Source organism: Rhodococcus sp. P3_B8 (genome assembly GCF_056402775.1).
The window spans coordinates 1-12173 of sequence record NZ_JBFUGT010000192.1 but is presented as its reverse complement, the minus strand read 5'-3'; the positions used below and the strand labels follow the sequence as shown (position 1 = coordinate 12173).

Here is a 12173-nt window from a genome sequence, read left to right as displayed (position 1 = left end):
CTGTAGCCGTGGCCGATGAAGTCGATCGCCCAGACGTTGAAGTGCTCGGCATGGGCGGCCAGGTTCCGCACGTACGCCTCGGCGTGGCCGGTGATGCCGTGCAGCAGCAGGAGCGTGGGCTTGGACTCGTCGCCGGCGTGCAGGTACCGGGTCCGGTACGGGCCGGCCTGGATGAATCCCTGACTGAACTCGACCTGGTTGAGGTCGTCCCAAACGCTGGTGTATGGACGGGACATCAGTTGTTGCCTCCCTCGGCTGTGATGACATTGCTCTGCGTGCCGGCGACCGCCGACGCATCCTCTGGTGTGGCCTGAGGAACGGCGATCGGCACCGCCGCGGTGCTGTACTGCGGCGGAGTCGAGCGGCCGGAGTCGCTCGCGATGGCCGTCTCGCCGTCGGTGGACTGCTCCGCCGACCGGTCCAAGACACTGGCCAGCGCGGCTTCCAGGTGCTGGAGTGCTTCGGCGTCGTCCCAGACCGGGGCGCTGTGCCGCCAGGCGATGTAACCGTCGGGGCGGACCAGAATGGCCCCGGCTTCGTGGGTTTCGCGGACCTGGCGCCAGTAGCCGTAGGGGTCGATGGTTCCGGGCTCGCCGACCACCACGGTGCGCAGATACGGCAGGTCCAGTTTGGCGGCGGCCTGCTTCCACGCCTGTCCACCGATTCCGGTCAGAAGGGTCATCATTCCCTTCCCGGTGACGTCGAGGGTGGAGATGCGCGTGCCGTCCGCTCCGACCAGCCACGCGTGGGGCAGCTTGGCGCCGGGCCGCGTGGTCGCCTGCAGATACAGTTCTCGGTTGCGGGCCCACTCTTCGTCCCCGGCGTCGGGATCTGGTACGACCGCGTCCGACTCATATCGCTGGTTGAGTTCGACGCCCTGGGCGTTGAACTCGGTGTTCTTCAATTCCAGTGCCTCGTAGAGGCGTTCGCGTCGGGCGACACCCTCGGGCGAGGGGTCCTTCAGCTTCGACAGGCCGGCCTTGACCGGGTCGTCGCTGTCGTAGTCGAACCATTCGCGCAGTCCTGCGTAGTCTTTGCGGGACTGGTTGGCGCGGGCGACGATTTGCTTGCCGACCGGTACCCGCTCGGGTGAGTAGGACTCGAGGAGACCATCACCGGCGTATCCCTTGACGACGAACGCGACCTTCCAGGCCAGATTGAACGCGTCCTGGATCGACGTGTTCGATCCCAGGCCGCTACTCGGTGGGTGCCGGTGGACGGCATCTCCGCCGCAGAAGACCCGGCCGGACTGGTAGTGGTTTGCGTGCTGCTGATTGACGTACCAGAAGGACCGCGACACGATCTCGACCTCGAGGTCGGGGTCGCCGACCAGTGTCCGAATTTGTTCGAGGGCAACCTCGTCGGACACGTCGGGTTGGCCGTCGGTCATGTTGAAGCCCCAGCCGGCGATCCACTGGTTCCACGGCTTGATTGCCCGCAGCAGGCCCATGCCGATTTCACCGAAACCGGCTTTCGAGTTGACGATCCAGTGCAGGATGCTCGGACGATGCGCGACGTACTTGCTCAGGTCGGCGTTGAAGAGGATGTAGGCAGTACCCGCGCGGGCGAGTTCGCCTTCGAAGGGCAACCCGATCTCATCGGCGATCTTCGAACGTGCACCGTCGAAGCCCAGCAGGTACCTAGCACGCTGCTCGAAGACGTTGCCGGAGCGGACGTCACGGAGCCGGACGGTCACGCCGTTCTCGTCCTGGACGTGGTCGAGGTACTCGGTATGGAATCCGATGACCGCGCCACGTTCGGCGGCATTCTTGACGAGTACCGGCTCCATCAGCGGCTGCGGAATGTCCAGCATCGTGCATGGGCTGCCGGTCAGGTAGTCGCCGTAGCGCAGGTCACCGGTACCCCATGTCTGGAGTCGGACGATTTCTTCACCGGCCAGGCTCGTGGTGAACAGCGTGTCCCCCATCTGGTCCCACGGAGTCGCATATCGCCGCGCTTCCTCCTCCACGCCCAGGTCTCGGAGAACCTCCGCGGCGCGCTGGTTGGTGATGTGCGCCCGGGGGGAGTTCGCCACCCAGGGAAACATCGAGACAGCGTGGACTCGGATTCCGTACGTGGCCAGGGCCAGGGCGGCCGTGCCGCCGGCGGGACCGAGGCCAACGATCACGACATCGGTGTCGTAGCCGCTGCCGTCATCGGGGAACGGCACGAATGCCGGGGCAGGCAAGGCTGAAGTCTCCATTGCACCTTCTCAAACTCTCTGTGGACCCGAGGCCATATCGGCCGCCTCGGGTGATCGTCATCACTACAACTAGCATGCCAGTTGATCCCCCAACAAGAAAGAGGCTTGCCGGAACTATTTCAAATAGTTTGCATATTCCGAGGTAAGACATAGTTATCGACCTAATCCGAGCGACCACGAAGTGCTCCAGATCACTCACTACCGGAAATATTGGCACTCTAGAACGGCAGTGCTCGACAGTCGCCCCGGCACAGCGGCGCACCCTGGTGCCCAGGTGGGGGCCTTCGCCCGGGACAGCCGTCGACGGCTCCGGCCGTGCACCCAACACCTGCCCGTCGGCGGTCGATCACCCCGTTTTTGCATTCGTTCGTGGCGGTGGGATCGGGACCAGGGCTGGTGGTGTCGTGCCTGGTCCCCATGGCCATGGTCCCGTTCCGCATCCGCGAAACCGAGTTACGGACGCGAGATCGAAAAGCACTGTGAAGGCAGGCCGGTATTCGCTCCGCGCCCATGGTCGTACCCCACTGTGTCGACGTCGCCCGGCGACGACCTCAGGAGTATGCGAACTCCCGCTCGAAGCGACGGACCACCTCCTCCACCGGTACATCACGAATCGAGTGCTCACCCCGGACGATTTCGTACGCATCACGTACCGCTGCGACCAGTGGAACCAACTTCCGCCGCTGTTGCTCACCGCGTGGTTCGGCGACACGTAGTTCGGCGACCGCCTTTTCGCAGGCACGTATCGCGCACTCCAGCGCACGTATCGACCTTCGGTTTCGCACAGCGAGTACGCATCCCAGCGCAACCAGCCCACCGACAGCGGTGGCGACCAGGCGATCACCCGTCAGGTCCGCGGGCCCGGCCGGCCCGGCCGGCACGGCCAACGCGGTCAGCAACACAGCAGTCGGGGTGATCCACACCATCCCGTACCCATAGTTGTAGACCACGAAGATCTCCCCCACGATGACACACCCGACGACGATGACCGACACCCAGAGCGGGGAGGACACCGTCGACAGCACCAGCAACGCCAGGATCAGTCCCACCCCGGTACCGAGTGTGCGCTGCACGGCGCGATGCACGCTGGCGACGGCGCTGGGAACCGACAACACCGCAATCGCCGTCACCGAAGCCCAGTAGCCGTGGCCGAGGTGCAGCGCCTGCGCCACGCCGCCGGCGACCACGGCGCCGAGAAACACGCGCACCGCGCCCGGCATCATCAGTGACCGCGGGTGCAGCGCGGCAACCATCGACCGTGACCGAAGCATCACAGAACCCGGAGAATCCGTGAATGCGTTCAAAAACGGTGGCGCAGGCAGATCCGGCAGATTCGGTGGCCGCCGCCGCAGAATCCGTGACGCCGCCGATTCCAGCTGGTGACCTCGCGCGGTGTCCGGCGATGCCGGGTTCAGCACAACCGATTCGGCGGCAGCATTCAAGCGGGCGAGCATGCCGTGAACACCCGCACGCCGTGGACGCGACGCCGCCAGAGCCAACCAGCCAGAGTGCACCGCCAGTGCGGCTGTGTGCCTGGCACGGTCCTCGTCGGACCGGGAGATCGCCGCAGCGCATCGCAACGCATTCGCGACCGCGACCCTCGCCGGACCCCACGGATCGAACACCCATCCGCACATACACACCACCCAGGCAAACAACGCTCCCGCCGAGGTAGCGGCGAAGACCGCCACCACCGACGGAACCGGCGGCGGGAGATACGCGGTGGTGGCGCAGGCGAAACCGAGAATCAATCCTCCCGGAGGCCCGGAAGCGCCTGCATCGCACATGAGCTTGGCCACCGCGGCCGCAACCCCGATCATCAACAAGCGCGCGGCGGGATGGGTAACCGAACCGGCAAACCACACACCGGCACCTACGGCCAACACCAGTCCGATACCGACACCGGTGAGGGTTCCCGCCCGCCGGCGATACGGTTCGTTCTTCCCATACAGGGCGACCAGCGAGCCAAGCGCGAGATAGGCCACCCAGTGGTGCCAGCTCGCCATCATGGCACCCACCAGCGGAACACCCACCGCGACGCCGGCACGTAGCGACGGTGCGATGACGCAGTCAGGGGAACGACGACGAAGGGCGACCACCAAATGATTGAGCACCGAACCATTAAAGCAACTAGCATTCTAGACGTCGAGTTGCACTGAGAGTGTCATCGTTGACCTCTGCTACGCCGAAGGGCCTACAGGCTGGATCGCGTGTCGGCAAAAAGCTGTGTTCGCCGAGAGAGCATCACACCGATGCCGTCGGCGGCGGCGCGGACCGAGGTTGCATGCGTGTCCGGCCGAAAGCGATGGGACGGACCTGTCACGCTGATCGCGGCGACGACGTCCTCGCTCTCGCGGACAGGGGCGGCTACGCACACGATTCCGGTTGCGGATTCCTCGTATTCGTAGGCCATGCCCTCGGCGGCGATGCGGTCGAGCTGGGTGCGCAGCGGTCCGGGCAGGATGATGGTGCGCGGGGTGTAGCGGGGCAGTGGAGCGGARAGCACCTGTTCTCGGAGGGCAYYGTCGGCGTGGGCGAGCAGTRCCTTGCCGATTGCGGTGCAGTGCACCGGCATCCGGCCCCCGATCCTCGAKGGTGCGCTGGCTTGCCGATGGCCGCCGATCTTCGACAGGTACACGACCTCCGTCCCGTCGAGGACGCCCAGGTGCACCGTTTCGTGGGTGCGGACATAGAGGTCCTCCATGAAGGGGATCGCCACCTCGAGCAGGCTGCGCTCGACCGAYGCSCGCATGCCCAGCTCGAACAGGGAGCCGCCGAGCCGGTAACCGGCATCGGTGCGGTCCAGCATYCGCACCGYCACCATGTCGGTGAGMACCCGGTGCAGCGTGCCCTTCGGGATGGACGTCCGCCGGACCAGTTCGGCCAGCGACAGGGTCGAGTCGTCGATGGTGAACGCGTGCAGCACCATCATGACCTTGCCCAGCACCGTCGTGCGGTCGAACTCCTGATCGGACATTGCGAACATCACCTCCGTTGCCGCCGGCGCTCACGCCCACGATACGACCTGTGTTCGGCTCAGTGGAACGCACTGCTTGGCGGACCATCCCCCGGCGGCGACAGTGGAACCCACAGTCCATTCCCCACGATCACATCGGGACGTCAGATGAGCACACCCCCGGGCACCAGCCTGCCCCCCACGGCGCGAGCCTCCGCCGACGCGGTCGTCGCCGCCGCCGAGCGGTTGAGCACCGCCGCCGCGACTTCCACGCCGTGCCCGCCGGTCCGCGACCTGATCGGTACCGACGACGCCGCCGCCGCGTACGCCGTCCAGGAGCGGAWCGTCGCCGACCGAATCGCCGCCGGCGCGAGCGTCGTCGGCCGCAAGATCGGCCTGACCTCCCCGGCGGTCCAGCAGCAGCTCGGCGTCGACCAACCGGACTTCGGTGTGTTGTTCGACGACATGCRCTGCCAGGAGACCACCTCGATYCCGCTGTCGCGGCTGCTGCAGCCGAAGGTGGAGGCGGAGATCGCGTTCGTCCTCGCACACGATCTGGTGGACGGGCCGCTCGACGACGCSCAGATCCGCGSCGCCGTCGACTACGCGGTGGCCGCCCTCGAGATCGTCGACAGCCGAATCGCCGGGTGGGACATCACCTTCGGAGACACCGTCGCCGACAACGGGTCGAGCGGRCTGTTCGTCCTCGGCGCCGACCGGCGCACCCTCGACTCCKTCGACCCGGTCGCCGCGCAGATGCAGATGTTCATCGACGACACCGAGGTGTCGACCGGAACCGGCGCCGCCTGCCTCGGTGACCCGGTGCGGGCGCTGGCCTGGCTCGCRCGCACCGCACGCGAGTTCGGTCAACCACTGCGCGCCGGGCAGGTGATCTTGTCCGGCGCCCTCGGGCCGATGGCCGTCATCGACACCGCCGGCACCGTCCGCGCCGACATCACCGGTCTCGGATCGGTCACCGCMACCTTCACCCAGGAGTGAGCACCATGAGCGTAAACACCCGTAMGGTCACCGTCGCGGTGATCGGATCCGGCAACATCGGCACCGACCTGATGATCAAGGTGATCCGCCACTCCGACGTCCTGCAGATGGGCGCGATGGTCGGCATCGACCCCGACTCCGACGGGCTCGCCCGCGCCCGCCGCCTCGGCGTCCCCACCACCGCCGGCGGCGTCCACGGCCTCCTTCAGYTGCCGAACTTCGACGAGATCGACGTGATCTTCGACGCCACCTCCGCCAAGGCRCACGCCGCCAACGCCGCCCTGCTCGAACCGCTCGGCAAACGGCTGATCGAYCTCACCCCGGCCGCCCTCGGCCCGTTCGTGGTGCCGGCGGTCAACCTCGACGAACACCGGGACGCCACCAACGTCAACATGGTCACCTGCGGCGGTCAGGCCACCATCCCGATCGTCGCCGCCGTCTCCCGCGTGACMCCGGTCGCCTACGCCGAAATCGTCGCCTCCATCGCCTCGAAGTCCGCCGGACCGGGCACCCGCGCGAACATCGACGAGTTCACCGAAACCACCTCCCACGCCATCGAAACCGTCGGCGGCGCCCGCCGCGGCAAGGCCATCATCATCCTCAACCCGGCCGACCCGCCGCTGATCATGCGCGATACCGTCCTGTGCCTGATCTCCGCCSCCGACCCGGCCACCCACGACAAGGTGCGYGACTCGATCCAGACSATGGTCGASCACGTCGCGACCTACGTGCCCGGCTACCGACTCAAGCAACAGGTCCAGATCACCCCGGTCCCGGACGGCCAACCCGTSCACACCCTGCTCGCCTCCGGGGACACGGCCGCCCCCACCCACCAGGTGACGGTGTTCCTCGAAGTCGAAGGCGCCGCCCACTACCTGCCCGCCTACGCCGGAAACCTCGACATCATGACCTCGGCCGCRGTGCGCTACGCCGARTCCGTCGCCGACACGATCGCCGCCCCGACGGCAACCCAGGGAGCCACCCGATGACCACCAGGCTGTTCATCCAAGACGTCACCCTCCGCGACGGCATGCACGCCGTCCGCCACCGCATCACCCCCGACGACGTCGGCAAGATCGTGGCCGCGCTCGACGCCGCCGGTGTCGACGGCATCGAGGTCGCCCACGGCGACGGACTCGCCGGCGGMTCGCTGAACTACGGCCCCGGYWSCAACACCGACTGGGAATGGATCGAAGCCGCYGCCGCCAACCTCACCCACGCCCGGCTGACCACCCTGCTGCTGCCCGGCATCGGCACCATCGCCGAACTCGAACACGCCTACCRACTGGGCGTGCGGTCCGTCCGCGTRGCGACTCATTGCACCGAAGCCGACGTCGCCGCCCARCACATCGGMAAAGCCCGGGAACTCGGCATGGACGTCTCCGGCTTCCTCATGATGAGCCACATGACCACCGCACCCGAGCTCGCCGCCCAGGCCAAGCTCATGGAGTCCTACGGCGCGCACTGCGTCTACGTCACCGACTCCGGYGGCCGGTTGACCATGGACGGCGTCCGCGACCGGGTCCGCGCCTACCGGGACGTGCTCGACGAGGCCACCGAGATCGGCATCCACGCSCACGAGAACCTGTCACTGTCGGTCGCCAATTCCGTCGTCGCCGTCGARGAGGGTGTCACCCGGGTCGACGCCTCRCTGGCCGGGCACGGCGCCGGCGCCGGCAACTGCCCGATCGAACCGTTCATCGCGGTCGCGGACCTGCAGGGCTGGAAGCACAACAGYGACCTGTTCGCCCTCCAGGACGCCGCCGACGACCTCGTCCGGCCGCTSCAGGACCGGCCCGTGCGCGTCGACCGGGAAACCCTCACCCTGGGCTACGCCGGCGTGTACTCGTCCTTCCTCCGGCACGCCGAAGCCGCATCCCAGCGGTACGGCATCGACGTGCGCACCATCCTCCTCGAGGTCGGCCGCCGCGGTCTCGTCGGCGGACAGGAAGACCTCATCGTCGACATCGCCCTCGACCTGCGCAGCCGAGCAGGCGACTGAGAACGAAACGTGCCGCGGCGGTGACGAAGATGTCGCCGTCGCGGCACGACGATAGGCGAGATGAGGATTGCCGATGTTCGGAAAGCACTGCAGCGCATATATCGTGGCGAGGTTGAATGCCGCTCGGGTGGTGTCGAGCGAGCAGCCCGACGCGAAGCGCGGATGTCGGCGAGACCAGCACGCTGCGGCCCGCGCGCAGGTCCCTATTTCGCAGGCGAGAATTCGCGCGCGTCTGACCGCAGTTCGATCCTCACGACTTATCCTGCAGCAGAATCGACTTCCGTCTCCGTACCAGGCGGGGGGAAGAATGTCAGCGTGCGGTTGCGCGAACATCGATCGAACCGGTATCGGCCCGAACGTCCTGCTCAGCGGTGAGACCAGCTTGGAGGATCACACGGAGAGATGTCTCGTAGTGCTCGCGCAGCTTGTCCTGAGCCATCTCCACATCGCCTGCGAGGCATGCATCCAGGATCGCCCGATGTTCATCATCCACGGATCTACTACTGGCGACGGTGGATGGGGCAGACCATCTTCGGTACAACTCGGTCGTATCGAAAAGCGTCTCAGTCGCGTCGACAAGCATCTGAATGCCACACGCCTCGACAAGCTTGACGTGAAAGTTGCGGTGTGCCGTGGACCAGGCTTCGGTTGTGTGCGCGGGATCCTCGGCGGAGCGCCTCGGCGTGCGTGTAAGCACATGGAAGGCGCTCATGATGTCGGTCTCCCACGGCACGCCGCCGCGCTCGATCGCGAGCCGGAGAGCAAGGGTGTCGTTATGAGAACGGACCAATGTGAGGTCCTGCAGCTCTAGGAGCGAAAGGCTCATGACAAAGAAACCCTGATTGGGCTTTGCCGTCACAAGGCGCTCCTGCCCCAGTCGAGCGAGCGATTCGCGGATCACTGTCGTGCTCGTGCCGTAGTTGCGTGCCAAAGCAGCGGGCTGAAGTCGAGACCCGGGCGGCCAGACTCCCGCCAGAATATCGCGACGCAACAGCCCCCGAACATGCTCCGTCAGAGTCTGCGCTTCTCCTCGCTGGGCCATGCACAAAGCATAACCCAGGACAGAAAATATTCTGTGTTGACGAATCTACTCTTCCGCGAATATTGTTACCGCCATCACAGGGCCCTGATTGACTTGTTTGCCCTGGTCACGATTCGAAAGGCGCCCTTGTGACAGTCGACCAGACCGCGGTCATACTCGTGCACCTGCAACCGGACATCGTCGAAGCGGACGGCGCTTTTGGCGGCGTCTTTGCTGCAGAAGCCGCGCGTTGCCGGATTATCGAGAGCACGAATGATTTCGCACGCGCGGCGAGGGCCGCCGGCGTGACCGTTGTGTTCCCTCGTATCGCATTCGCCGAAGATTCGTCCGATCTCGACGCGAACATGCCGCTGCTTCAAATGGTCACCGACATGGGTGCGCTCGAGGACGGTACCGCCGCCGCCGACATCGCTTTCGTCGATCGCGATCGACGAAAGCGACATCGTCCTCACTCACGTGCGCCCTGGTCCGTTCACCGGATCGGCGTTGCACGAGGAGCTGACACAGCGAGCGATCACGTCGGTCGCAGTAGCAGGCGTCGCGACCAATGCCTCGGTGGAGGCCGCGGTACGGCAGGCAGCCGATCTGCACGGTACTGGGTGACCTCTGTTCGGCAGCCGAACCCGCCGCACACGAGGCAAGCCTCGCATCCACGGCGCTATTTGCCACCGTCAGCGAATCATCGCGATTCCTCGAGGCACTCGCACCGGCGTGACGCCTCGAGGCATGCCCCTGCGTCCCAACCACAGACATCAAATAACCGATCACGAGAACAGGGAATGGCATGACAACGATGCGCGCAGCACGCCTTCACGAAATTGGCCACAATTTCACCATCGATGAGGTGGAGCGGCCCTCGCCCGGGCCCCGCGATGTGGTGGTCGAAGTAAAGGCCTGCAACATGATTCCCAACTTGAAGAACGTCATATCGGTCTACCCGGAAAAGAATCCTTTCCTCCCGCTTCCCGAACTCCCGGCCATCTTCGGCCTCGGCGCCGCAGGGGTTGTGGCTGAAGTCGGGTCGCAGGTTGGGAATGTCCAGGTGGGCGATCGCGTCTATGTGAATCCCGGTCGGCATTCGGGCGATTCGCATGCGTCTCGAATCGGCGAACCTGTAAACGACCCGGCCTTCACCTTCCAGGGGTACTTCGGCTTCGGACCGGGTTCCGCACGGCTCTTCCGCGACTACCCGCACGGAGGCTTGTGCGAGTACATGAAGGCTCCCGCCGATGGACTGGTTGTTCTCCCGTCGAACGTCACATTCGAACAAGCCAGCCGTTTTGGATATCTGGGCACGGCATATGCGGGGCTGCGCAAGGCCGGCGTGCGAGCCGGACAGACCGTTCTCATCAACGGGGCGACTGGAACGCTGGGCGTCAGCACGGTGCTCAACGCCTTGGCCATGGGCGCGACGCGAATCCTTGCGTTGGGGCGCAAGACCGAACTGCTCGAGCGCTTACGAGAGCTTGACCCCGAACGTGTGCGCGTCATGCGCGTAGGTGACCGCGGCGTACAGGACTGGGCCAGGGAAGAAACTGATGGTCTGGGTCCACATGTGTTCGTCGATGCAGTCTCGGCAACATCGCCCGCGCAGCTCACTCTCGACTGTCTCGACTCGTTGCGCCGCGGTGGCCGCATGGTGAGTATCGGAGCGATGGAGGCACCCCTACCGCTCGAAATGTATAGATTGATGACAGCGAATATCACCATCATCGGGTCCCTCTGGTTCGATGTTTCCGATGGACAAGACATGGCTGCTATGGCTAGTGCGGGCACTCTCGACTTGACAGCGTTCGACCACACGGCATTTCCTCTCGAGAAAGCCAACGATGCACTGGAGCAGGCAGCCCTACGCACCGGTGGATTCGCAAATGTAGTGGTGACTCCCGGAATCTGATACACGAGCGAAAGCCCACAGCCGACACAGCACTCTAGACGAGTTCGGCGGCCCGGCGGCGGCGGTTCTGTGACATTTCGGAACCCCGCCGCGGGGTTCGATGCGGGGGCATAGGACCGCCGAAGTAAGGCCAGCGCGAGAGCGATGGTGTCGAGCTTGTGCAGCGCGTCGCATCCACCGCGTCCCGTCCCCACGACTCATCCGACGATCATCCCCGACTCACGGCGCAGTTACGGTTACGAGGCCCGCCCAGCTCAGCGAGTACAACTGCGCGAGCGCCCATGGGAGAACGCCGATCTCCCATTCGGGACGACCCTGACGCCGACCATGTCATTCGGAGCAGGGCATCAGTCACCCCTCGTAGGCGGCAGCCACCTTCTTCGGCACGCACATGCGCCACGCGTCGACCAGCAGCTCGCGCAGCTCCTCGACGTCGAGGGCATCGAGCCGTACGCAGACCCACCGGTACCGCATGTCGGAGGGGCGGGGCATGAGGAACTTCTCGGGCTCCGAGGCCACCAGCGCCGCCCGCTCTTCCCTGGGGAAGCCGAAACCCATGATCGTGTCGTCGTGGTAGAACGCCGCGTAGACCAGGCGCCCGACCCGGAACCTCACCTCGTCGCGAACGAGCGCCTCATAGGAACGAGGCAACGTGGCGGCGATCGCCCGGGCCTCGTCGATCGTCACCCCCATCGGCGGCGCAGCACCGCGGCGGTGCCGTGGTCAGCGGGCAGGAACGCCTCGAGGTGCAACTCGGCGAGCGTCACGTCGGCGGCGGACGCGAACGACGTGAGCGTCGTGATGAGCCGGAGGTCGCCATCGACCGAGYCCAGCTCCAGCGGCACCGCGAAGCCGAGCACCTCGGCCTCCTCGGGCAGCGGCGGAAGGTAGGACTCGAGCTCGGCGAGCAGCGCCTCCAACGCCGGGTCGGGGCTCTGCGCCAGCTGAGCCCGCAGGTGCTCGGTGATGTGCCGGCCCCACTCCGGCAGGTTGCGCACCCGGGGCGCGTTCCCATCGGGGTGCAGGGCCAGGCGGAACACGTTGACCGGTGGTGCGAGCAACGCGGGGTCGACG

The 12173-nt window shown here is 65.9% G+C and carries 13 protein-coding genes; 5 read left to right on the top strand and 8 right to left on the bottom strand.

What is annotated here, in order from left to right; genetic code table 11:
• From AC1D1G_RS32525 to AC1D1G_RS32510, 4 genes are all read right to left on the bottom strand, one after another.
• A partial coding sequence (locus AC1D1G_RS32525; protein ID WP_477955300.1) for an alpha/beta fold hydrolase occupies positions 1-236 on the bottom strand: 236 nt, incomplete at its 3' end.
• Complete coding sequence (locus AC1D1G_RS32520; protein WP_477955299.1) at positions 236-2203, bottom strand: FAD-dependent monooxygenase; 1968 nt, start codon at positions 2201-2203, stop codon at positions 236-238. The genes AC1D1G_RS32520 and AC1D1G_RS32525, both read right to left, overlap by 1 nt.
• A gap of 551 nt (positions 2204-2754) precedes the next feature.
• Positions 2755-4317, bottom strand: a complete 1563-nt coding sequence (locus AC1D1G_RS32515) for an FUSC family protein (protein WP_477955298.1) — start codon at positions 4315-4317, stop codon at positions 2755-2757.
• Between the two features lie 80 nt (positions 4318-4397).
• Positions 4398-5180: an IclR family transcriptional regulator gene (locus AC1D1G_RS32510; RefSeq protein ID WP_477955296.1), complete on the bottom strand. Its 783-nt coding sequence runs from the start codon at positions 5178-5180 to the stop codon at positions 4398-4400.
• A gap of 147 nt (positions 5181-5327) precedes the next feature.
• Here AC1D1G_RS32510 and AC1D1G_RS32505 point away from each other — a divergent pair, with 147 nt between their 5' ends.
• The 3 genes from AC1D1G_RS32505 to dmpG are packed head-to-tail and all read left to right on the top strand — an operon-like array spanning position 5328 to position 8160.
• Complete coding sequence (locus AC1D1G_RS32505) at positions 5328-6158, top strand: 2-keto-4-pentenoate hydratase (protein WP_477955295.1); 831 nt, start codon at positions 5328-5330, stop codon at positions 6156-6158.
• A 5-nt stretch (positions 6159-6163) separates the two neighbouring features.
• Complete coding sequence (locus AC1D1G_RS32500) at positions 6164-7147, top strand: acetaldehyde dehydrogenase (acetylating) (protein ID WP_477955294.1); 984 nt, start codon at positions 6164-6166, stop codon at positions 7145-7147.
• On the top strand, positions 7144-8160 hold the full coding sequence (dmpG, locus tag AC1D1G_RS32495) for a 4-hydroxy-2-oxovalerate aldolase (RefSeq protein WP_477955292.1): 1017 nt from the start codon (positions 7144-7146) through the stop codon (positions 8158-8160). The genes AC1D1G_RS32500 and dmpG overlap by 4 nt, the downstream gene beginning before the upstream one ends.
• Positions 8161-8470: 310 nt before the next feature.
• Here dmpG and AC1D1G_RS32490 read toward each other — a convergent pair whose 3' ends face one another.
• Both AC1D1G_RS32490 and AC1D1G_RS32485 read right to left on the bottom strand, forming a co-directional pair.
• Complete coding sequence (locus AC1D1G_RS32490; RefSeq protein WP_477955290.1) at positions 8471-9202, bottom strand: GntR family transcriptional regulator; 732 nt, start codon at positions 9200-9202, stop codon at positions 8471-8473.
• Between the two features lie 74 nt (positions 9203-9276).
• Positions 9277-9645 carry a hypothetical protein gene (locus AC1D1G_RS32485; protein WP_477955301.1) on the bottom strand — a complete coding sequence of 123 codons (369 nt, stop codon included), beginning with the start codon at positions 9643-9645 and terminating at the stop codon, positions 9277-9279.
• Here AC1D1G_RS32485 and AC1D1G_RS32480 point away from each other — a divergent pair.
• Positions 9578-9805 carry an isochorismatase family protein gene (locus AC1D1G_RS32480; protein ID WP_477955289.1) on the top strand — a complete coding sequence of 76 codons (228 nt, stop codon included), beginning with the start codon at positions 9578-9580 and terminating at the stop codon, positions 9803-9805. The two genes, AC1D1G_RS32485 and AC1D1G_RS32480, sit on opposite strands and share 68 nt — an antisense overlap.
• 181 nt (positions 9806-9986) lie before the next feature.
• Complete coding sequence (locus tag AC1D1G_RS32475; protein WP_477955288.1) at positions 9987-11099, top strand: alcohol dehydrogenase catalytic domain-containing protein; 1113 nt, start codon at positions 9987-9989, stop codon at positions 11097-11099.
• A 351-nt stretch (positions 11100-11450) separates the two neighbouring features.
• On the opposite strand, the gene AC1D1G_RS32470 is transcribed toward AC1D1G_RS32475, so the two are convergent.
• Together AC1D1G_RS32470 and AC1D1G_RS32465 are read right to left on the bottom strand one after the other, a co-directional pair.
• The gene (locus tag AC1D1G_RS32470) at positions 11451-11792 is read right to left on the bottom strand and encodes an MmcQ/YjbR family DNA-binding protein (protein WP_477955287.1); all 342 of its coding nucleotides are present in this window, start codon (positions 11790-11792) and stop codon (positions 11451-11453) included.
• Positions 11783-12173 (bottom strand): MmyB family transcriptional regulator (locus AC1D1G_RS32465; protein ID WP_477955286.1); only part of this gene is annotated, 391 nt, incomplete at its 5' end. The genes AC1D1G_RS32465 and AC1D1G_RS32470, both read right to left, overlap by 10 nt.

Excerpts from the sequence above, each read along its gene's own strand:
- AC1D1G_RS32475 (WP_477955288.1), top strand. The coding sequence starts at position 9,987 with ATGACAACGATGCGCGCAGCACGCCTTCACGAAATTGGCCACAATTTC.
- AC1D1G_RS32490 (WP_477955290.1), bottom strand. The coding sequence starts at position 9,202 with ATGGCCCAGCGAGGAGAAGCGCAGACTCTGACGGAGCATGTTCGGGGG.
- AC1D1G_RS32520 (WP_477955299.1), bottom strand. The coding sequence starts at position 2,203 with ATGGAGACTTCAGCCTTGCCTGCCCCGGCATTCGTGCCGTTCCCCGAT.
- AC1D1G_RS32485 (WP_477955301.1), bottom strand. The coding sequence starts at position 9,645 with ATGTCGCTTTCGTCGATCGCGATCGACGAAAGCGATGTCGGCGGCGGC.
- AC1D1G_RS32470 (WP_477955287.1), bottom strand. The coding sequence starts at position 11,792 with ATGGGGGTGACGATCGACGAGGCCCGGGCGATCGCCGCCACGTTGCCT.